This is a genomic window from Microcoleus sp. T3_B1 (assembly GCF_036700445.1).
In the GTDB taxonomy this organism is placed as follows: Bacteria; Cyanobacteriota; Cyanobacteriia; order Cyanobacteriales; family Microcoleaceae; genus Microcoleus.
On record NZ_JAUBOX010000015.1, the window covers coordinates 15,657 to 36,395 of the forward strand.

The window sequence follows — 20,739 nt, forward strand, 5'->3', positions numbered from 1 at the left end:
ACTCCTAGACACACAACATCTACATAACCGTGTTTTGTAGGGGCAATCCCCCGTGGTTGCCCCTCTCCAGGGAATTATTCATATTTCTATTCTCGACCTCTCTCCTTCAAATCTCTTGAATATCAACTCAAGTCTCTTCTCGATAACTTCTGCTATTCCCTCTACAAAATTTTACATAAAAAAAATCCAGTCATTGTAGGGGCGGATTCACCATAATCTCAGGCTCAAACCAACAATCGCAAAAACCCGCCCCCACCAACGGTAAATACTCTTAATTAACTGTGACGCAGCGGAAGCTCTATCTGAATTTTAGTGCCTTTACCCGGTTCGGAAAAACACTTGAACTCTCCTTTGTGCTGCTCTACAATTATCCGATAGCTGAGAGCAAGTCCCGATGATATGGGTGGTTCCGCAGGTTTTACTCCCAAAAATGGATCGGAAATTTGGGCTGTGATATCTTTGCTATGTGCGATGTCGTTATCAGCAATCTCAATCGAAATTCGCTGAGCATCGACTACCTGAGTGGTAATCAAAATCACGGGCTTAAATTTGATGGATTCCAACTCCTCTAACTCTTGAGCCGACTCTTCCAAAGCATCGATCGCGTGATTGATGATATTCAGAAAAGCTTGATTGAGCAGACCTGCATAACACTCAATCTGTGGCAAATTGCCGAATTGTTTCATCACCTTGATGTCTCGCCTTCCCTCGCGAGCCGGCAAGCGGTGCTGCAACAACAACAGAGTATTTTCTAAACCGTCGGAAACATCAAATAACTGCCAGCCCGATCGATCGCTGCGGGAAAAATCCTGTAGCGACAAAATTATTTGGCGGATGCGATCGCTCCCGGTACGCATGGAACTCACAATTTTTAATAAATCGTCGAGTACGAATTCCACATCCATATCTTGCTGCTTTTGCAGAATTTCCGATCCGGGATTGACTAGCTCTTTTTGATACAATCGCAGCAGTTCAATTAAATCGGTCGCGTAGCTTTGGACGTGAGTTAGATTGCTGTAAATAAAAGTAATTGGGTTGTTAATTTCGTGGGCTATCCCAGACACCAATTCGCCCAAACTAGACATTTTTTCAGTTTGCAGCATTCGATCGCGCGACAGATCCAATTCTTGCTGGGTTAACTCCAACTGCGCCCTCAACTCGTGCGATCGCTTAGACGCACGCACCCGCGCCAATAATTCCTGCTTAACTATCGGTTTAAACAGAAAATCGTCAAAGGGCGCATCCAATGCTTGAACTTCATCAAATTGCTCCGGTGTTGTCAGCAGAATAAAATAGGCTGCCGCCAATTCTCGCTCGGCTTTCACCAGCCGGCACACCTCCAAAAAGTTGATTTGAGGCGAACTCCCGTCGCAAATTATCGCATCGGGGGACAATTCCTTCGCCAACTCTAAACCCTCCTTATCGTCGGGAACGACTCTCACCTGATGTCCCTCTTGGCTGAGTAACTCTTGGACAACTTGAAAAGTCACAGTATCCGCGATGATCGCCAGAATCTTTGCCATACTTCTACCACCTCCACAAATTACTTTTTAGGATACAACCGCCAGAATTGCGCTGACAGATTTAAAATTCCAAAATAGTTCAATTACATCAAAAAACAGCCCATACCCGCTCCCTCAAAACCAAAAATAGCTTATACCATTTTAGATTTTATATTTTAGAGTAAAAAATTGGGAAGGACTTACTGTATAATAATAGTTGGGAGCTTGCCTAAATTTGCATATTTTTTGGGGAATGGTATCACTAGAAGGTATAATTTTAGACGGGTAATGCAAAAATGCCAATTTTCTCCTTCGTAATTAATGTTACATCAGAGCTTTCGGTCGAAAGACTGCTGAGGGCGATCGCAGATACTTTCTCAAATTGCGCCAGGAAACAATAAAAAACTTTAAAATTAATTAATAGTATCGTTAAATTCACCTTCTCGGTCAGCGCCTGGGAATGCCAATTACCAACACCACCTCAACTTTGATTCAAGCCGAAACACTAGAACTATTAGAATGGCCGCGCCTGTGTCAGCACTTGGCTACCTTCGCGGCCACCAAACTCGGCGTCGCCGCCGCCCTTGACCTCGCAATCCCGGCAACTCAAGCTCAAACAGCAGAACTCCTCGCTCAAACTCAGGAAACTTATCAGTTAGAGAGCCGCGCTGGCGGTGCTTTGAGTTTTGAAGGAATCCAAGACATCGGCACTTCCCTGCAGCGAGCCGAACTCCAAGGTTTGCTCAGCGGCGAAGAATTGCTGGCAATTGCTACTACCCTCGCCGGAGCAAGGCAATTGCGCCGGATAATTGACTCTCAGGCAGATGTGCCGACGCTCAAAGAACTGGCAGCCCAATTGCGGACTTATCCCGAACTAGAGCAAGAAATCCATCGCTGTATAGACGATCGCGCTCAAGTAGCAGACAGAGCCACTCCTAAATTAGCAGGAATTAGAGTTCAAATGCGACAGTTGCGCGATCGCATTTATCAAATATTGCAGGGGATTTTGCAGCGCCAATCCAACGCCGTACAAGAACAGCTAATTACCCAAAGAAGCGGACGCTTTGTCATTCCCGTCAAAGCTCCCCAAAAAGATGCCATACCGGGCATCGTTCATGATTCCTCTGCCAGCGGCGCGACACTCTACGTAGAGCCCCACAGCACAGTCAATCTTAACAACCAAATGCGGCAGTTGCTCAGGCAAGAACAAGCCGAAGAAGAAGCAGTCCGCCGCGCCCTCACCGAGCAAGTCGCAGCAGTAAAACCCGATTTAGACAGATTGGTGGTTGTAGTTACAACTTTAGATTTAGCAGCAGCTAAAGCGCGTTATAGTTTTTGGTTGCAAGCAAACCCTCCGAAATTTATCGAATTGGGAGAGCCAGAATTAGCACCAAAAAATCCCGAAACAGAAGATGAGGAAAAAGAAGATGAGGAAAACTCAGAAAACAGTCAATTATTAATTCGCAACCTGCGATCGCAAATTACCCTGCGCCAGTTGCGCCATCCTTTATTAGTTTGGCAGCAACAGCACGAGCAAGGCTTTCCAGTCGTGCCGGTCGATTTAACGATCGGGCCGCACATCCGCGTCGTCGCCATCACTGGCCCCAACACTGGCGGCAAAACTGTCACCCTCAAAACCTTGGGATTGGCAGCTTTAATGGCGAAAGCAGGAATGTTTGTTGCCGCCCGCGAACCCGTAGAATTGCCTTGGTTCGACAATATTTTGGCTGATATTGGTGACGAACAATCTTTGCAGCAAAGTTTGTCTACTTTCTCTGGCCATATCCGCCGCATCAGCCGCATTTTAGAAGTTTTACACAATAAATCGCAGGCAGAAGGGGAAGAAAATTCAAACCTTCCAATTACTAATTCCCCACAGCAAGACCAAGAAGTCACAGATACACAGAACACTGTTTCTGCTCTCCCAATCCTCAAACCTAAATTACAAATTCCCAAACCCCAAATCCCAAATACTAATTCCCAATTACCAATTCCCAAATCTTTAGTTTTGTTAGACGAAGTAGGAGCGGGGACAGACCCCTCAGAAGGCAGTGCATTGGCGATCGCCCTGTTGAAATACCTCGCCCAACATTCCCTATTAACAGTTGCAACTACCCACTTTGGCGAACTCAAAGCCCTTAAATATCAAGACTCCCGCTTTGAAAATGCCTCAGTAGAATTTGACGACAATTCCATGCAGCCAACCTATCGCTTGCTGTGGGGAATTCCCGGACGTTCCAACGCCCTCACCATTGCCAAAAGACTCGGTTTGCTAGCATCTATAGTCGATGAAGCTCAAACCTATGTCGGGGGAGCATCTCAAGATGTCAATCAAGTGATTGCTGGACTCGAAGCACAGCGCCGGAAACAGGAAACCAAGGCCCGAGAAGCAACTCAACTGCTACACCAAACCGAAAAACTGCACAGAGAAGTTTCTCAAAAAGCAGCCGCTTTGCAAGAGCGGGAGCGAGAACTAAAAATAGCTCAGGAAGTGGCAGTAAATGAGGCGATCGGGTCGGCAAAATCAGAAATTGCTCAAATCATTCGTCGCTTGCAGTCGGGCAACCAGACGGCTCAAAATGCCCAACAAGCGACAGATACTTTAAATCAAATTTCTGAAAAACACCTGCCCTCTCGCCAACAACCGGTTAAACCCAAACCGAGTTTTATGCCGAAAGTGGGCGATCGCATCCGCATTCCCAGCTTGGGCCAAACCGCCGAAGTCCTCAGCGGCCCCGATGCTAACGAAGAGTTGAGCGTTCGGTTTGGGATTATGAAAATGACTGTCAAACTAGGAGAAATTGAATCCCTAGACGGTCAAAAACCCGAAACTAAAGCTCAATTAGCCAAGGCGGCAGCCCAAGCACAAGCACTCGCTACCGCTAAAGCTAAGCAAGCAGCGGCGGAATCTCCAAAACCCAATCCCGAAATTGCCATTCGCACTGCTAATAATTCGATCGACTTACGGGGTGCGAGAGTCTCAGACGCAGAAATCGAAATAGACAGAGCTCTTTCCAAGGCTGTGGAATACGGAGTTCTGTGGATAATTCACGGCAAAGGTACGGGACAGTTGCGGCGCGGGGTTCACGAGTTCCTCGCGAATCACCCGCAGGTTTCCCGCTTTGAGCTGGCTAGTCAAAAAGAAGGAGGCGCAGGTGTGACGGTGGTTTATTTGAAGTAGTCAGGATTTACGCATTTCCGGTTGACTCGTAATTATAGCAATCCTAAATCATTTGCATAATTATTGTAGGGGCAATCCCCCCGTGGTTGCCCGATAGATAGGGGGTAGGCACGGGGAGTAGGGGTAGCACTACCCCTACAGATTTATCTGAATCATTTAGGATTGCTATATCTAGTTGTATGCCGCAAAACAACTCGCAAGGAACATATCATACTGATGCAACCGGAATGGATACTAGACTGCAAATGTGGAATAATTAAGAGTTGATTTCCCACTTTAGTAACTGCCTGACTAATGAAAAAAACTCCCTCAAATGAAGTTTTGGTTGGCGACTGTCGTGAAGTGATGAAGACATTGCCAGAAAATTATATTTCTGCCTGTATCACTGACCCACCTTATAATTATGAATTTATTGGTCATAAATGGGATGACTCAGAAATTCAAAGGCGGATTGAAAGAGTCAATGGCAAGAGAAATAAAACCCTTGTTAAAAACATTCCCTATGGCAGTGGTTTAGCAGGTGGAGTCAGAAACGAAAAATGGTATCAAAGGAATCGCAACAACACTCTGGATTATGAAAAGTGGTGCTTTGAGTGGGGTGAGCAGCTTTTTCGGATCTGCAAACCGGGTGCGACAGTTTTAGTTTTCAATAGCACACGAACGGTTGCTCACGTACAAGTAGCACTTGAAAGTGCTGGTTTCTATGCGAGAGATATTCTTGTTTATAAAAGATCGAGTGGTATTCCTAAAGGTGTCAATATCAAACAACAGTTAGAGAAGAAAGGATATGAAAATTCTGAACAATGGGATGGTTGGCACAGTTGTCTGAGGAACGAATGGGAAGCAATCTGCGTACTTCAAAAACCACTGGTCAATAATTACTTGGAAACTCTACAGGAGTATGGTACTGGTCTATTTTATACTAAAGATCAGTTTGGTGGTTTTCAGTCAAATATTTTAGAAGGTATACAGCGTGAGAAAACCGAGGAGTTTAACGTCCATTGCACAGTTAAACCAATCGCTCTAATGAGAAAGCTGGTCGAAATATTTGTACCGCGTTTGGAAAATTCTATTCTAATCGATCCTTTCGCAGGATCGGGAACTACATTGCTGGCGGCGAAAGAATTTGGCATTAGGTATGTTGGCATTGAAATAGTACCTGACTACATAGAGATTATTAACAAGCGCCTTGATAGTTTCAGCGGTATACAGGGAATTCTCCCACTTTTTCAATAAGAAATGACTTTAAATCAAACCCGCTTATTGTTTGTATAAAATTAAACGAATCGTCCCCAGTGTAAACTTTCCAAGTCCCTACTTGGCACGCTGTAATAGCTGCGGGCAAATTATCTTGTCTAAGTATTAAAAATACGGGTTCGTAATTATAAGTACGAAGTAGTGGGCCATAAGATTTGAACTTTTTCAGTGTTCCAGAGTCTCCTGAGCCAATACGATATTTTGTATCTATTGCGTACCCATCAACAATCAGATCGCACGGCTCATCGCTTCCAACTTTAAATGCTGGCTGAAAGCTACTGCAATATGTTTTACACGTTTCAGTAACTAACAATTGCCAACACATACCTAACTCTTCCAATATTGCCTATTTTCTTTTTTTATTATTGGAGAAATACCAAACACATCCATTAAGATATCGTGTTCTTCATTCTCTTCTGCATAAATTTTTTCGGTAAATGACTTTTGGTATTTTGCTAAAATTTGCTCTAGTCTTCTTTCAGTCATCAGCAGTTACCAGATCAGCTAGACTAACGGATAATGCCTTGGCTATTTTGCTGGCATTAAGTAGAGTTATATTCCTTTCACCTCGTTCAACTGAACCAATATAGGTGCGATGTAATTCAGATAGTTCTGCAAGCTGATCTTGGGAAAGATTTCTGAGCTTTCGGAAATGTCTAACTTTTTTACCAAATTGCTCCGTAATATCCATACATTGCGCCAGATGAAGCAATCACAACTATAATCTGACAGACTATAAGTAGCGACAGACTATAAGTAGCATTCGAGAGCGCTAGGATCTTTGCATTGATATAAGTCCCGATCGTTTCAAACCACTGATTTGATTTCGGTCACTCTGCGGCGTAGGATGGTTAGAAGTAAAAATCTCTGGGTTTTGCGGATTGCGATCGATCGAACTTGAAACCGCAACTTTTCACCCGCAACTTTTCACCCGCAACTCCGTCCAGCAGTTAGGATTGCCGGAATCAAAGCAACGAGCTATGGAGACAAATTAACAGATGTGCTGTTGCCCACAGGCCGCAAAGCTTGAATCACGGCATACTGTTTGATATCCAGCCTCAACCAGTCTTAATTTCCCGTGCTGAAGCCATGCGCTCGACCGTAAAGCCCTCCGCTCCCACAAACGAAAGGGGCCAATCTCCCAACTGGGAAGAATTGACCCAAAAAGCACCAGAACCTACCCAGTTGGACAACATTAAAGCCCAACTGGATTTAGTGCTGTTAGCCCTAGAAGCACTGGCAGAAATAGGCTCAGAGGCGATGCTCAAGGTAGCAGCCGAACTGAATTTAGAGCCAATGGTAGCCGATCGGGTAGCTTTGTGGCGGCTGCGCCAATCTAACCCGCTGCGGAAAGGCCACGGAGGGCGCAAAAAACTAGATGTGGAGGAAGCTCGATCGCTCGTTTTGATAAGCTGTCATTTGGCAAAACAGCACCAAGCTTTAATCCGCCGCGCTGTTGCTTTGCTCGAACAAATGGCAGAGCAAAACCGCGAACCTCACACAATTGCTTTGTTGGGAGATTATATTGACAGGTTCAGCAACACTTATGGCTCGCGCATGGAAGATGCAGAAAATTTATCGGCCAGAGAGTTGACTGATTTGGCCCTAAAACTCCTGATCGATTTGCTGTTTTACAGCAGTCCCGGCGGCCACCGCCGCCTCTGGCTGGCTCTTCTAGACCGCGCTAAGAATTAAGCTAAGCATAATGGGAACGAGAATCACAAACATCGGGAACAGGCAAGATGCCTGTTCCACCAGAAAATTTATTTATTGTGGAACAGGCATCTTGCCTGTTGCTAAAAAAGCTTGTTGAGAATGCTGCCAAATATCAGATAAAACATAGTTATTCCCTCTTCCTTCTTCCTTCTTCCTTCCTGCTATGGTTCTCAAACGGTACACGCCCCCCACTTGCACGCTGGAAATTACAGCCAAAAGTTCGCCTCTATCTCGCTGGGCGGGCCAACCCGTGTTTAAATCTTTAAGTTTCGAGCTGCGACTCGACGACCCCAGGCTGCCAGATACCCAACACGTTACTCTCAGGGGCGATCGAATTCAACTCGAAACCCTCCACGAAGCTGTCAGCAACTACGTCCAAAACTTGCTCGGCGAATCCCGCGATTGGGAAAGCAACCTCAACTCTCAAACCGATCGTATTCCTGCGGGTTCAGACTCGCTAGAAGTCGCACGTAATGCCGTTATATTCGATCGATCCGTCCACACTTCCGAACTAGCAACCTCCGCCCCAAACACAGCCTACCTTCCGGTTCCCCCCCGCTTAGAGCCCCGCGGCTTGCTCGCCCACAACTTGTTTTTAGGCTCTTTGAGCGCCGCAGAATCCGGGCCAGTAGTTCCCTTGAGCACCCTGCAACTGTTTGACTTGGCCACAGCGCTAGATGACTGCGCCGCCGAAGTGATGGCGCTTCCCAACCTCAACCGCGAGTCCCAACGGCCGCTGTCCTCACCCTGGCTCAAGGTGGCAGCAATGCTGGTCGCCAGCGCGGGCCTGACGACTGGAATCATCAAAATGCTCGATCGAACCGCCACATCCCCGCAAACCGCCACAGCCCCCGCCACAGCCCCCGCCAATCCACAATTGAGCACCGCTCCCGGAAACCCCCAGTTAGCTGCCGGCGTTTCCCCCAGTCCAGTTCCCGCCCTACCGACACCCCCAGCACCAACACCCGCAGCCACACCCGGTTTACCACCGCTGCCGCCCCCGCCCATCAACACCGCCGCCTCCCCCAGCCCCAGCTTGCCCCCCATCGCCCTCGCGCCAACTCCCCCCACCAACAAACCCAGCCCCATCCAGCAGCCACCCCTGCTATTTCCCCCCAACGGCAGCGCAGCCAGCGCCCCACAGAGCGCCCCAGCATTCCCTCAAGGGTCAACAATCACTATTCCCGCCCCCGAAGAACCGCCCCAGGGCCGCCCCCAAGCACCCGCACCAGTACCCTACGTGCTGCCCCCATTACCGCCGAGACTAGCTCCCGCCGTACCGCCCCCCCTGCCTCCATCCCTGTCTGCTTCCCGATTTCCCGTTCCCCCGCCGCAACCCTTCCCCCGCCCCATCGAGCCGATTGTCCCCCCCGCCAGTACCGAACTCCCAGCCCTTGAGGACGCTCAACCGCCTGCGGAGTCTGAGGATAACAACCAGGTGGCGGCTAGCAAAAAAAACCACACTTTATTTGATACCATTCCTCAAGTTTCAGAAGCTAGAACTTACTTTGAGGAACGCTGGAAGCCTCCTGAAGGAATGGAACAAACTTTGGAATACAGCGTGCTGATCGATGAAAATGGGTCAGTTCAAAGTATTGTGCCGATGGGAAAAGCAGCAGCAGATTATATCGAGCAAATTAATATGCCATTAGCCGGCGAGCCGTTTGTTTCTGCCGTTTCTAATGGAAAAAACCCGAAAATTAGAGTTGTTTTGCGACCGAACGGTCGAGTACAAACCTTTTTGGAAGAGAGTGATTAAACGCTCTCAAACACATTGTCGAGATGGGAAATCTCGGTTAATTGCTAATCTTAAACAAGTTCAAAAAAAATCAATTTTTAACTGCGACAGCAGCAGCCAGCGTATTGACAGTTGCTCCAGTTTATGCTACCCATATCTCTTGACCCGTGCGGGCAGAGTCACCAGTAAAAAAATTTGCTGACACTCGTCAACTGATGTGCATTGCACACCCTACAAACTTCCTTTTTCCTTCTTCCTGACATCCGTTACATCCGTTACAGAATCCGTTGCCGAACTTCCTTCTTCCTGACATCCGTTACATCCGTTACAGAATCCGTTGCCGAACTTCCTTCTGCCTTCTGCCTTCTGCCTTCTATATCATCAATGCCCTTTTTTTCTATCCCAAACTTCTCCAATCCAATAAAAAATTGCAATCCCGCCAAAACTAAATAAAAAATCTTCAATACTAGCAGTACGATTGGGTAAAATCGCTTGCAGCATTTCTTCCGCAGCAGTGAAAATAGTAAAAATTGCGGGCCCGAAAGGAATTGAATAATTAAACAAATTCATATTTTTTTTGCCACTTGCTCTATGGCACAAAAAAGATGCTATTCCGTACAAAATAAAGTGGCCGAGTTTGTCATAAGGCGGATGAGCTAGAGGAAAGTTGACTAATTTCCCCGTACCTGCTAAAAGCATAATACTGAGAAGAATTAAAACGTACACAAAACAAGCAACTATCCAGAATTTTTTAGAGAAGTTCATCTTTTTTTTGCCGATACCGACTAGACACAAACCAAGGCAGCCCAACGCGAAACTAATATCAAATCTGGTTAAGTGCGTATTGTATTTGTAGGCCTGTGCCTACCCGTAGCAGCAGATCAAATTTAATGGGTTTTCACTGTCAAAACTTGCGGCGGCGACGCATCGGGCGGATAAATAAAATCTACATCTACAAGTCGCTTTTCTCCCGATTTCATCTCTAATTTTACCAAAGGTTCCCCCTGCTGTCCCCGCCGCTGCACTAAATGCACGTAGCGAGTTTGAGGCACTTTATTGTCATCAGTATAGCGCACTCTGACAGTTCCCCTAAAAAAAGTTTGAGGTGCCGGAGGTTCTAAAAAACTAAGTCCTCCTGAAGTTAATTTGTCTGTTTTAATTGGAGTTTGAATCGCGACAGTTACAGTTTGATTTTTGCTGGTAGAATTGTACAGCGGCAAGCTGAGATTGTATTGAATTCCGTAATTGCCGTGGGCGCGGTATGCTGTATCTGGGTAGCGGACTAGCATTCTCGCACTTTGCACTTGATTTGTACCCAGCATTCCGCGCGGGAGGCTGCTTAATGGGTAGGAAAATGCTGTTCCGGGTTGGGGAATTGCTAGGTTTGAGGTGGCGGGGTTGTCTGAGAGAAGTGCTCGCCATTCTGAACCTAATGCTACACCGGCAACTCGGCCGTAAATTATTTGACCTTCGGTGATTTCTGGCGGTGTGGGAGTTCGATCGCGCGGCCCGGCTATATTACCATTGTCTAATAAGTTTTGCCATTCTGCTATATTGGGCGATCGCTCGTTTCCCTGTCCGTTTCCCTGTGCATCAACTCGGGCAAACATCGCCAGACTGGCAACATAGACTATACCATCGCTCCGCAACCGCATCAAGGTCGATCGACCGTTTAGCGGCGGTACCAATCCCCGCACCGGTATCGCATGATTCATCAACAATTGGCTTTTTCCCGGTGGAATAATTAACTGCGGCTCAAAGTCAGACTGTCTCCTTCCTCTGAGAATATCATTCACAGCGCGACTTCCCGGCCCTGCGTAAATATTACTGTTTGAATTATCGACTTGCGGCGGCAATTCAATGAAAGGTGCATCGGGTTGGCTGAGATAACTCGCAGCTTGCAATATATCTAATTTTACAGGTTTATTGCCCGGATTGTAAACAATTACTCCTTGATACAATGTTCGCAAATCTTCGGGGGAAGGTGCGCGGGCTATGTGGTGGGCAAATATGTCGAAACGTCCTTGAAACGGAAAGTTTAAATGTGCGGCCGGAAATCTTTTACCATCTGGGGGAAATGTCGAAAGCAAAATTCCTTCTTGCAGCACTAATTCGGGGCTGTTGCTGTTAAATACTGGTATGTTGTCTAACTGTCCGGGGAGGGGTCGCACTTCTTGGATTTGGACGATTTCTTGAGGTGCGGGAGGGGTTTGGGCTAAGGGGATGATTGATATAATTGGCAGCATTTTTTAGAGGAGTTTTTTTTACCGCAGAGGGCGCAGAGGGCGCAGAGGAAGAGAGGGAAGAGAAGAGGATGTGAATATTTGTGTCGGGGCGGGTTTTGTACGGAGATTTTGCTCAGTTATAGCAGATATTGTGATTTTTACCTCGCCCACTGTTGTAATATGTATTTGTAAAATTGGGCTGTGTCTACTTTATCCATTGCTTGAATTTTTCGTCCTCCTAAATCTTTTACCATCCGGGGGAAATGTCGAAAGCAAAATTCCTTCTTGCAGCACTAATTCGGGGCTGTTGCTGTTAAATACTGGTATGTTGTCTAACTGTCCGGGGAGGGGTCGCACTTCTTGGATTTGGACGATTTCTTGAGGTGCGGGAGGGGTTTGGGCTAAGGGGATGATTGATATAATTGGCAGCATTTTTTAGAGGAGTTTTTTTTACCGCAGAGGGCGCAGAGGGCGCAGAGGAAGAGAGGGAAGAGAAGAGGATGTGAATATTTGTGTCAGGGCGGGTTTTGTACGGAGATTTTGCTCAGTTATAGCAGATATTGTGATTTTTACTTCGCCCACTGTTGTAATATGTATTTGTAAAATTGGGCTGTGTCTACTTTATCCATTGCTTGAATTTTTCGTCCTCCTAAATCTTTTACCATCCGGGGGAAATGTCGAAAGCAAACTTCCTTCTTGCAGCACTAATTCGGGGCTGTTGCTGTTAAATACTGGTATGTTGTCTAACTGTCCGGGGAGGGGTCGCACTTCTTGGATTTGGAGGATTTCTTGAGGTGCGGGAGGGGTTTGGGCTAAGGGGAGAATTGATATAATTGGCAGCATTTTTGAGATGAGTTTTTTTTTACCGCAGAGGGCGCAGAGGGCGCAGAGGAAGAGAGGGAAGAGAAGAAAATGTGAATATTTGTGTCGGGGCGGGTTTTGTACGGATATTTTGCTCAGTTCTAGCAGATATTGTGATTTTTACTTCGCCCACTGTTGTAATATGTATTTGTAAAATTGGGCTGTGTCTACTTTATCCATTGCTTGAATTTTTCGCCCTCCTATTTTAACTTGTGTGCGTCCTTGGCTGATGCCTTCGGTAATAATTTCTGTTTCCCATTCTCGCAGTTGGTAAAATTCGGGATGCGCTAAATAAGCGGTTGCCAAAATGTCCCAAAAATAGTAATCTTGAGATATTGCTAGGGCATAACACTGTCCTGCTAAGTCGGAAATTGGATATTTGCGCTGTTTTGCTAAGAGATTGGAAAATTCTACAGTCAGCGGTACATTATTCGTGATATCTAAAGGACACATGACAACGGGAATTTGTGTTTGCCAAATTCTATCGATTGCTATCGGGTCCCAGTAAGCATTCCATTCCGCCGACATATCTTGTCCGGGTTCCATATCTTTGCTAACATTGCCCATAACATTGAGGGCGCCTCCCATCCAGACAATTTCTTGAATTTTGCTTTCAATTTCTGGCGCGATATCTAAAGCTTGCGCTACTGTTGTTAACGGCCCCGTTACCATTAATGTGACTGGTACGGCTGCATCTCGCAAAACTCGTACCATAAAGTTTTGTCCGGGTTCTGATATTAACGGCGTGTCAATGGTTCCTTTTTCATTTAGAATGGGAAGTCGATCGACTGCAAAGGAATCTCGCCTAAATAACACCGGAAATGGATTCAGTCCCCGTACCGTACTCGCCGCCACCGGAACTTCTGAACGCCCCATCAAATCAAGGATTTTGCGCGTTGCACTCACGGCCGGTTGAATGTAGCAGTCCGCAGGAGTTACAATTACTCCCAGAGTTTCGACTTCCTCCATTGTCATCAGCAACACGACTGAGAGATAGTCGTCAACTGCACCGTCGTGATCCATTAGTACGAGTTTTTTGGACATTTTGCTTCCCCAGTGACTGAATTAGTGTAAAGTACAAATATTAATTTTTTTGTTCTAGAAACACAACTGCCTCAACTATATGAATACAGTATCACCTTACGGGTCTTGGAAATCACCTATTTCTTCCGATTTAATTGTTTCTGGAACTGTCGGACTCGGACAAATTGCTATTGACGGCGATGATATTTACTGGGTTGAGGGAAGACCTTCGGAAGCGGGAAGAAGCGTCCTCGTGCGGCGCACTCCTGACGGTAAAATCAGCGACGTGACACCGCATCCTTTTAATGTTCGCACTCGCGTTCACGAATACGGCGGCGCTTCCTTTGCAGTGGCTGGCGGTGTTGTCTATTTTTCTCATTTTGCCGACCAACGTATTTACTCTCAAGCATTAGATTCTCAACCCCAACCTCTGACACCTGCTGCTAATTATCGCTATGCAGATGCGATAGTTGACAAGCAGAGAAATCGCCTGATTTGCGTGCGCGAAGACTATGCAGGTGAGGGCGAACCTGTCAATACTATTGTTAGCATTAATTTAGATAACGGCGAAGATATTCAAATCTTAACTCAGGGCAATGATTTTTATGCTTCCCCTCGTTTAAGTCCAGACGGTTCTCTACTTTCCTGGATTTGTTGGAACCATCCAAATATGCCGTGGGATGGCACAGAATTGTGGGTAGCAGAAATTAATGCTGACGGTTCTTTAGGTGAAAAATACTTGGTTGCTGGCGGGGTTGATGAGTCGATTTTTCAACCGGAATGGTCGCCCGATGGAGTTTTGTATTTTGTTTCTGACAAGTCGAACTGGTGGAATTTCTACCGCTGGCAATCTAGAACCCCCCTCAATCCCCCCTTGGTAAGGCGGGAAGCAGAGATAGAAACCAGCTTGTGCGAAATGGCGGCTGAATTCGGACTTCCCCAGTGGGTTTTTGGAATGTCTACTTATGCCGTTGTCTCGGAAAGCAAAATTATTTGCACCTACACTCAGCAAGGCCTGTGGTATTTAGCGAGTCTTGATTTAACGACTAAGCAGTTGACAACAATTGAAACGCCTTACACTGATATTTCGTCGATCAAAGGGCGGGGAGAAACAGTTGTTTTTTTGGCAGGTTCGCCGACTGAATCTAGTGCTATTGTACAACTGAATTTAGCAACAAGTCAACTAGAAATCTTGCGGAAATCGAGCAATTTAAGCATCAATTCTGGTTATCTTTCTGTACCGGAACCGATTGAATTCCCCACGGAAAACAATTTGACTGCTTTCGGTTTCTTCTATCCCCCGAAAAATCAAGATTTCGCAGCGCCTGCGGGTGAAAAACCGCCGTTAGTTGTGAAAAGTCACGGCGGCCCAACTGCTGCTACTTCTAGCAGCATGAATTTGAAAATTCAATATTGGACGAGTCGCGGTTTTGCCGTGCTCGATGTTAATTACGGCGGCAGCACTGGTTACGGTCGAGAATACAGAAAAAGACTGCAAGATAGTTGGGGAATTGTCGATGTTGACGACTGCGCTAACGGTGCTAAATATTTAGCTCAAAAAGGTTTAGTTGATGGCGAAAGAATGGCGATCGCCGGAGGCAGCGCAGGGGGGTACACTACGCTGTGCGCTCTTACTTTCCGCGATGTATTTAAGGCCGGTGCGAGCTATTATGGAGTTAGCGATTTGGAAGCTTTGGCAACGGATACTCACAAGTTTGAAGCCCGCTATCTGGATGGATTAATCGGGCCTTATCCTGAAAGAAAAGATTTGTATGTAGCTCGTTCGCCGATTCATTCCGCCGAACGTTTATCTTGTCCCGTTATCTTCTTTCAAGGATTAGAAGATAAAGTGGTTCCGCCCAATCAAGCGGAAATGATGGTAGAGATATTGAAAGCTAAAGGTTTGCCGGTTGCTTATGTTGCTTATGAAGGGGAACACCACGGTTTTCGCCGCGCTGAAAATATCAAAAGAACTCTTGACGGCGAATTCTATTTCTATTCGCGGGTGTTTAAGTTTGAGTTAGCTGAACCTGTGGAGGAAGTGCCGATTTTCAATCTTTAGAAAACATTAAGTTTGCAGTTGCTCGCTCTTCCCTAAAACGCACCTGCAAGCTATATCATAATTCGCCAACTTTAAAGGTGATTTACTTCACAAATTTTGCTGTTTATTGTCACACCTTTAAAGGCTATACAGCTATAAATTTTTATAGTGCGATCGCCTTTTGTTGTTGCAGAAACGCCCGATCGCGCGATCGTCGAGTAGAGAGTCAATTACTATGCAAACTCCTGTCCACCTGATTCCATCTGCTTTGGGCGAGCTGTTTGCCGAAGTGAATCAAAATGGCTACATTACTCTAGCGGATAGGTACGGTTTGATGGCTGCTATTTTTGACGAAAATCTGACTGAGGAAGACAAACGCTCGATCGATCGCCTGCTGCGCTCTGTGTGCCGAGGAAAGATAAAATTAGTTAACGAACTGTCTACGATCAGATAAGTGCCGAGAATTTTATTTGACTGTAATTTTAAAAAGATCAACAATCAAAAAAAGCCCCAATTGTCTCGTAATTGGGACTTCCATCAAGGAAACTATTTTTAATTTTTCATCGAGATAGGACTAAGGTAAAAAAAGGTTTGGCGCGCGAATTATAGCGCAATACGCTTGGGTTAAAACTATTTATTCCTCGGAGATCCCCCTACATCCCCCTTAAGAAGGGGGACGCAAGAGTAATTTCTTGTCCCCCCCTTGTAGGGGCGGTGCCCCCGTGCCCGCCCTTGGCTAGGGGGGATCGAGCTTAACTGAACCGTATTGAATTATAGCGGTAGGGTGTGCAGTGCACACCTTACATATAGAAGTTTTGCGTAACTGCTGAACAAGTTTAATGTGCAGGTATAGTTGTCGCCAACTGCAACTTGCTCAAACTTTCTTCAGGCCCAAAATCCATCTGATAGCTGAGTGCCGAAGGAATCCCGAGCACGCAGCACGGAAAATTATTGCCTAGTTCCCTAACCAGCCGATGGTTGCCAGAATCACAGCCCAAGAACAGTAAATTTGCTGATTCTAATTCAACCACATTTCTCAGTTCTGTAGCAACCCGCCCGATGCGTAAATGAGCTTTGAATAAACCGCGCCATTCCTCAGCCAAACAGCGCGCTTGCCACAGCAACTTATCTGCTACCTCGTACTCATTATTTTGACCAAAAACTGCTCTCAAATCAGGCGGATCTATCCAACTTTTTCCCTGGGATATTGATGGGATTTCGGTTTGAGGTAAAGCGATCGCAGGCGCTGCACAGTTAAGGGCAAATGCTTCCTCTAACTCCGACACTTTCGGCTTGGCAGCCAAGGCATTTCCCACAGCAACTTTGCAAGTATCTTCTCCGTAACTTTTGGGCGCTTCGTCGATCACGTAGACAACTTGAACCGTGACTTCTTTAGTTGTTACTAAACGAGTTTGATGCGCCATCCAAAGGGTAATGTCCAGAGCTGTTTGGCTTTTGGGAGAACTATTGTAACCGACAATAAAATTGATACTTTTTGCCTGTTTTGTAACTTTTGATTTCTTAGAACCTTGCGCTTGTGGCTCCGGCAGCAACACCATTTCTTCTGCTAAGTTTTGATATCCCAATGCACTTTCAAAACGCGCTAACATTGTTTTGAGATTCACAGGCTTGACCTCTCTTAAGTGAATTGTTTGGTCTGTCCGTCGGGCGTTATTCGTCTTGGGTAAAATAGCGATCGAGAAAATTCAAAGCATAGTTGCGGAGTTCGTAATACTCCTGGGATTCCCGCAACTCTTGGCGATCGCGCGGGCGCGCAAACGGCACTGACAAAATTTCACCTATCGTCGCAGCCGGGCCGTTTGTCATCAGTACAATGCGATCGGACATATAGATAGCTTCATCCACATCGTGAGTAATCATCATTGCAGCTTGTCTGTGATTTTCCCAGATGTCCAGCACCTGTTTCTGCAACTTGCCGCGAGTCAGAGCATCCAGCGCTCCAAACGGTTCGTCCATTAATAACATTTTCGGTCGAATCGCCAAAGCTCGCGCAATCCCAACCCGCTGTTTCATGCCCCCTGAAATTTCGTCTGGATATTTATCGGCTGCTGCCGTTAAGTTTACCATTGCTAGATGTTCGTTGACAAGACTAATCTTCTCCGGGCGGCTAAGACTTTGCAAAACTTCATCAACGGCCAGCCGAATATTTTCCCGCACCGTCAGCCAAGGCAGCAATCCGTAGTGCTGAAATACCATCATGCGATCGGCTCCAGGTTTGCGAATTTCTTTTCCTTCCAGTGTCACCATTCCCCTGCTCTGTTTTTCCAAACCAGCCACTATTTTTAGCAGCGTTGATTTGCCACACCCAGAGTGACCGATTACCGAAATAAATTCGTTTTCTCCAATACTTAAATTGATATTGTCCAAAACGCTAAATTCGCTACCGTCACCATTTTTATACGACTTGAACAAGTTGTCAATTTCTAGAAATAGACGATCGCTCTTAACCGAACTTTGGGTACTGGTAGAAGTAGAAGTGTATTGACTCACGGTATTCTCCTCAAAAATAGTAAAGTGTTAATTGACTTTTCTGGCTATTGCCTAAATCCTCAAATTGGGCAGTCGGTTTCAACCGACTTTAGCTATTAGCCAGGGAATTTATTCCCTGGCGGGACATTAGGAAAAGCGCAACATCTCAAACATTAAGACTGAAAAAAAGACTGAGGGCGGTTAGCTCTAATTTCAAAACTATTCAAATAACCCACGGGATCGCTTGGATCAAAGGCCTTTTTATCAATAAAAAGTTCCGCAGGTTCCACTTGGTAATCCTCCTTGGGACAATCGATCCCCATTTCGGCAACAATCTTGCGGTAAATGTCGGTTCTCCAAGCTTTTTTAGCTAATTCCTCAGCATTTTTTGGAACTTCTTTAATCTGTCCCCAGCGAGCGGCTTGAGTCATCAACCAAATACTCTGAGACTGCCACATAAATGTTGAATGATTTCCCGGTATTTGAGGCAAATTCTTAGGAATGTCATAGAAAATAGTTGCATCTTCCGATTGTATGGTGCGGTCTTTTTCGTCAAACCCTCCATAGTTGTAGTCGCCAACAATTGCCGGTCGTGTAAATTTGTCGATCGCCCCTTTTTTCGGTTTCGCCCCCGTAAACGATCGCTCAGTTAGCAGCGCCGATATTTCACTGCGATTTTCCGGCTTGCTGCAATACTGACAAGCTTCCACCATTGCCTTCACCAGCGAGTAATAAGTCTTCGGATTTTCCTCAATGAATGATTCCATTACTCCCAAAAGGCGATCGGGATGTCCCAGCCAAACTTCCTTGCCTTGCACGAAGGTAAAACCCACTCCCAAATTGCCTTGAATGGCCCGCGTATTCCAAGGTTCTGCCACCATGTAAGCCTGCATGGCGCCAATCCTGATGTTCGTTACCATCTGCGGCGGCGGCACAATAATTACCCGAAATTCTTTGAACGGATCGACACCGGCAGCCGCCGATATGTAGCGGACAAAGTATTCGTAAATCGAAGAACTCAGAACAACTGCCCAAACTCTTTGTTCCGGTGGCTGACTGTCAAAAAAGGCTCGAAATTGTTTGCCAAATTCTTCCAAATTGCCGTTGTATTCGTGCCACGGGCGCAAACCGGAATCCCACATAGCTTTGTTCATCGTCATGGCGTTGCCGTGGCGGTGAATTGTCATTGCCGCGCACAGGGGTGCGTGCCGCGCTCCTTCGGCGCCAATTCGGGCGTTTGTGACGGCGCCGGATACGACTGGGGAGGCGTCGAGGCGGCCGAAGATGAGGCCGTCGCGGGAGGTTGCCCAGCTTGCTTCGCGGTTGAGTTTGACGTTTAAACCGTATTTGCGGAAAAAGCCTTTTTTCCAGGCGATCGCAAATGGTGCACAATCGTTAACCGGCACGTATCCTACGGTTAAATCTGGTTTTTCTAAGGTTCGGGAATCGACAACTGGCTTTACGGCTAAGGCTTCTTCTGTGAGTCCTTTTGCCGATCGATCCGCGCTAATTGCACAACCAGATAAAGCCATTCCCGCCGCCGCCATTCCCATCCCTTGCAAAAACTCGCGGCGCTTCCATTCATTGGAAAACTTGTCACTCATACAATTTTAGATTTTAGATTTTAGATTTTAGATTTGAAGTTGTAGTTGTAGGGTGCGTCGCCACCAACCATCACAAACAAAAATCGACCATCCATGAGCGACGCACCTTACAGTTGACACTTGATAGTTAACTGTTCGCTGCTGACTAATGACTAATGACTAATGACTAATGACTGCTGACTGCTCGATGCGTTACTAATTCCTGAATTTTGTCAACAGCAGCATCGAGCAACAATCCAGTTATGCCAATTACAAACACCGCTAAAAATACCGAACTCAGGTTCAAACGGCTCCACTCATCCCAGACAAAAAAGCCAATTCCCACACCGCCTGTCAGCATTTCCACCGCCACAATCACCAGCCAAGCAATCCCCAAACTAATCCGCAAACCTGTAAAAATGTAGGGCAAACTCGCCGGCCAAATTATTTTGGTAATCCGCCTCCAGCGCGGCATCTCCAACACTTGCGCCACATCCAGATAATCCTTGGAAACGCTAGAAACTCCCAAAGCTGTGTTGATAATTGTCGGCCACAAAGACGTGATGAATATGACAAAAATTGCCGACGGCTCTGCTAAATTAAAAATCGATAAAGCTATGGGCAGCCAAGCTAGCGGGGACACCGGTTTGAAGATTTGAATCAGCGGATTGAGCGCCATCATTGCCGGTTTCGACATCCCGATCAGAAATCCCACGGGAATCGCCACTGCTGCACCCAGGAAAAATCCCACCAACACCCGTCGCAAACTCGCTAGCAGCAGCCAGCCAATGCCTAAATCTCCAGGCCCGCGCTGATAAAATGGATGGAATATGTAATCTAAATTAGCGATTAACGCCTGATAGGGAGTGGGAATCAAATCGCTGTTGAAGCTGGCAACAATCCACCACAAGCCAATAATTCCCAAAAAACCCGCAGCAGGTAACAAAACTGCATCTCGGATGACAACGGGTTTTACACGCTTCCACGTTGCAACTCCTGCAAGTGCGATCGCAGATAAATTAAGCTGTATGAACATTTCTATCTCCTTCAGAGTCAGGGCAGGTACAAGAATCTTGAACAATACCAACCTGAGACACTGACGAAGCCAAACAATCTTTTTCA

General features: G+C 46.3%; 17 protein-coding genes and 2 pseudogenes. 6 read left to right on the forward strand and 13 right to left on the reverse strand.

The genetic code is table 11. The annotated features are described in order from the left end of the window. Window positions 1–275 precede the first annotated feature (275 nt). Entirely contained in the window at window positions 276–1,523 is a 1,248-nt protein-coding gene (locus QT990_RS10695; RefSeq protein WP_333409712.1) for a response regulator, read from the reverse strand. Between the two features lie 466 nt (window positions 1,524–1,989). On the opposite strand from QT990_RS10695, the gene QT990_RS10700 reads away from it, so the two are divergent. After that, entirely contained in the window at window positions 1,990–4,683 is a 2,694-nt protein-coding gene (locus QT990_RS10700) for an endonuclease MutS2 (protein ID WP_333465251.1), read from the forward strand. Window positions 4,684–4,977: 294 nt separating this feature from the next. After that, entirely contained in the window at window positions 4,978–5,919 is a 942-nt protein-coding gene (locus QT990_RS10705; protein ID WP_333142145.1) for a site-specific DNA-methyltransferase, read from the forward strand. A gap of 348 nt (window positions 5,920–6,267) precedes the next feature. Here QT990_RS10705 and QT990_RS10710 read toward each other — a convergent pair whose 3' ends face one another. Beyond that, entirely contained in the window at window positions 6,268–6,426 is a 159-nt protein-coding gene (locus QT990_RS10710; RefSeq protein ID WP_333142144.1) for a hypothetical protein, read from the reverse strand. Next, on the reverse strand, window positions 6,419–6,631 hold the full coding sequence (locus tag QT990_RS10715) for a helix-turn-helix transcriptional regulator (protein ID WP_333103771.1): 213 nt from the start codon (window positions 6,629–6,631) through the stop codon (window positions 6,419–6,421). The genes QT990_RS10710 and QT990_RS10715 overlap by 8 nt, the downstream gene beginning before the upstream one ends. Before the next feature lie 398 nt (window positions 6,632–7,029). Between QT990_RS10715 and QT990_RS10720 the strand changes: the two genes are divergently transcribed. Then, window positions 7,030–7,635, forward strand: a complete 606-nt coding sequence (locus QT990_RS10720) for a DUF3038 domain-containing protein (protein WP_333103785.1) — start codon at window positions 7,030–7,032, stop codon at window positions 7,633–7,635. A 72-nt stretch (window positions 7,636–7,707) separates the two neighbouring features. On the opposite strand, the gene QT990_RS10725 is transcribed toward QT990_RS10720, so the two are convergent. Then, window positions 7,708–7,872: a hypothetical protein gene (locus QT990_RS10725; protein ID WP_333142163.1), complete on the reverse strand. Its 165-nt coding sequence runs from the start codon at window positions 7,870–7,872 to the stop codon at window positions 7,708–7,710. Here QT990_RS10725 and QT990_RS10730 point away from each other — a divergent pair. Then, entirely contained in the window at window positions 7,820–9,415 is a 1,596-nt protein-coding gene (locus QT990_RS10730; protein WP_333142143.1) for a DUF4335 domain-containing protein, read from the forward strand. The two genes, QT990_RS10725 and QT990_RS10730, sit on opposite strands and share 53 nt — an antisense overlap. A gap of 360 nt (window positions 9,416–9,775) precedes the next feature. On the opposite strand, the gene QT990_RS10735 is transcribed toward QT990_RS10730, so the two are convergent. The 5 genes and pseudogenes from QT990_RS10735 to QT990_RS10755 all read right to left on the reverse strand — a co-directional run bounded on the left by QT990_RS10735 (window position 9,776) and on the right by QT990_RS10755 (window position 13,524). Then, window positions 9,776–10,159 carry a VanZ family protein gene (locus QT990_RS10735; RefSeq protein ID WP_333142142.1) on the reverse strand — a complete coding sequence of 128 codons (384 nt, stop codon included), beginning with the start codon at window positions 10,157–10,159 and terminating at the stop codon, window positions 9,776–9,778. Window positions 10,160–10,281: 122 nt separating this feature from the next. Further along, complete coding sequence (locus QT990_RS10740; RefSeq protein ID WP_333465229.1) at window positions 10,282–11,640, reverse strand: DUF3370 domain-containing protein; 1,359 nt, start codon at window positions 11,638–11,640, stop codon at window positions 10,282–10,284. Window positions 11,641–11,865: 225 nt separating this feature from the next. Further along, window positions 11,866–12,051: pseudogene (locus tag QT990_RS10745) on the reverse strand (DUF3370 family protein); the annotation flags it as partial. 222 nt (window positions 12,052–12,273) lie between these two features. Further along, window positions 12,274–12,462, reverse strand: a pseudogene (locus QT990_RS10750) (DUF3370 family protein); the annotation flags it as partial. Window positions 12,463–12,600: 138 nt separating this feature from the next. After that, window positions 12,601–13,524: a nucleoside hydrolase gene (locus tag QT990_RS10755; protein WP_333142140.1), complete on the reverse strand. Its 924-nt coding sequence runs from the start codon at window positions 13,522–13,524 to the stop codon at window positions 12,601–12,603. A 79-nt stretch (window positions 13,525–13,603) separates the two neighbouring features. Here QT990_RS10755 and QT990_RS10760 point away from each other — a divergent pair, with 79 nt between their 5' ends. Further along, the gene (locus QT990_RS10760) at window positions 13,604–15,565 is read left to right on the forward strand and encodes a S9 family peptidase (protein ID WP_333142139.1); all 1,962 of its coding nucleotides are present in this window, start codon (window positions 13,604–13,606) and stop codon (window positions 15,563–15,565) included. Between the two features lie 214 nt (window positions 15,566–15,779). Continuing rightward, the gene (locus tag QT990_RS10765; RefSeq protein WP_190741995.1) at window positions 15,780–15,998 is read left to right on the forward strand and encodes a hypothetical protein; all 219 of its coding nucleotides are present in this window, start codon (window positions 15,780–15,782) and stop codon (window positions 15,996–15,998) included. Between the two features lie 382 nt (window positions 15,999–16,380). Here QT990_RS10765 and QT990_RS10770 read toward each other — a convergent pair whose 3' ends face one another. The 4 genes from QT990_RS10770 to ntrB form a co-directional block, all read right to left on the reverse strand. After that, entirely contained in the window at window positions 16,381–17,169 is a 789-nt protein-coding gene (locus QT990_RS10770; protein WP_333142138.1) for a universal stress protein, read from the reverse strand. Window positions 17,170–17,215: 46 nt separating this feature from the next. Beyond that, window positions 17,216–18,055 carry a nitrate ABC transporter ATP-binding protein gene (locus QT990_RS10775; protein ID WP_333142137.1) on the reverse strand — a complete coding sequence of 280 codons (840 nt, stop codon included), beginning with the start codon at window positions 18,053–18,055 and terminating at the stop codon, window positions 17,216–17,218. A 152-nt stretch (window positions 18,056–18,207) separates the two neighbouring features. Continuing rightward, window positions 18,208–19,638: an ABC transporter substrate-binding protein gene (locus QT990_RS10780; protein ID WP_333465230.1), complete on the reverse strand. Its 1,431-nt coding sequence runs from the start codon at window positions 19,636–19,638 to the stop codon at window positions 18,208–18,210. A 166-nt stretch (window positions 19,639–19,804) separates the two neighbouring features. After that, on the reverse strand, window positions 19,805–20,653 hold the full coding sequence (ntrB, locus tag QT990_RS10785) for a nitrate ABC transporter permease (protein ID WP_333142135.1): 849 nt from the start codon (window positions 20,651–20,653) through the stop codon (window positions 19,805–19,807). Between the last annotated feature and the right edge of the window lie 86 nt (window positions 20,654–20,739).

What these genes read in the sequence shown, in the direction of transcription:
- QT990_RS10695 (WP_333409712.1), bottom strand. Translation starts at nt 1,523, where the DNA reads ATGGCAAAGATTCTGGCGATCATCGCGGATACTGTGACTTTTCAAGTT.
- QT990_RS10705 (WP_333142145.1), top strand. Translation starts at nt 4,978, where the DNA reads ATGAAAAAAACTCCCTCAAATGAAGTTTTGGTTGGCGACTGTCGTGAA.
- QT990_RS10710 (WP_333142144.1), bottom strand. Translation starts at nt 6,426, where the DNA reads ATGACTGAAAGAAGACTAGAGCAAATTTTAGCAAAATACCAAAAGTCA.
- QT990_RS10715 (WP_333103771.1), bottom strand. Translation starts at nt 6,631, where the DNA reads ATGGATATTACGGAGCAATTTGGTAAAAAAGTTAGACATTTCCGAAAG.
- QT990_RS10720 (WP_333103785.1), top strand. Translation starts at nt 7,030, where the DNA reads ATGCGCTCGACCGTAAAGCCCTCCGCTCCCACAAACGAAAGGGGCCAA.
- QT990_RS10730 (WP_333142143.1), top strand. Translation starts at nt 7,820, where the DNA reads ATGGTTCTCAAACGGTACACGCCCCCCACTTGCACGCTGGAAATTACA.
- QT990_RS10735 (WP_333142142.1), bottom strand. Translation starts at nt 10,159, where the DNA reads ATGAACTTCTCTAAAAAATTCTGGATAGTTGCTTGTTTTGTGTACGTT.
- QT990_RS10740 (WP_333465229.1), bottom strand. Translation starts at nt 11,640, where the DNA reads ATGCTGCCAATTATATCAATCATCCCCTTAGCCCAAACCCCTCCCGCA.
- QT990_RS10755 (WP_333142140.1), bottom strand. Translation starts at nt 13,524, where the DNA reads ATGTCCAAAAAACTCGTACTAATGGATCACGACGGTGCAGTTGACGAC.
- QT990_RS10760 (WP_333142139.1), top strand. Translation starts at nt 13,604, where the DNA reads ATGAATACAGTATCACCTTACGGGTCTTGGAAATCACCTATTTCTTCC.
- QT990_RS10765 (WP_190741995.1), top strand. Translation starts at nt 15,780, where the DNA reads ATGCAAACTCCTGTCCACCTGATTCCATCTGCTTTGGGCGAGCTGTTT.
- QT990_RS10780 (WP_333465230.1), bottom strand. Translation starts at nt 19,638, where the DNA reads ATGAGTGACAAGTTTTCCAATGAATGGAAGCGCCGCGAGTTTTTGCAA.
- ntrB (WP_333142135.1), bottom strand. Translation starts at nt 20,653, where the DNA reads ATGTTCATACAGCTTAATTTATCTGCGATCGCACTTGCAGGAGTTGCA.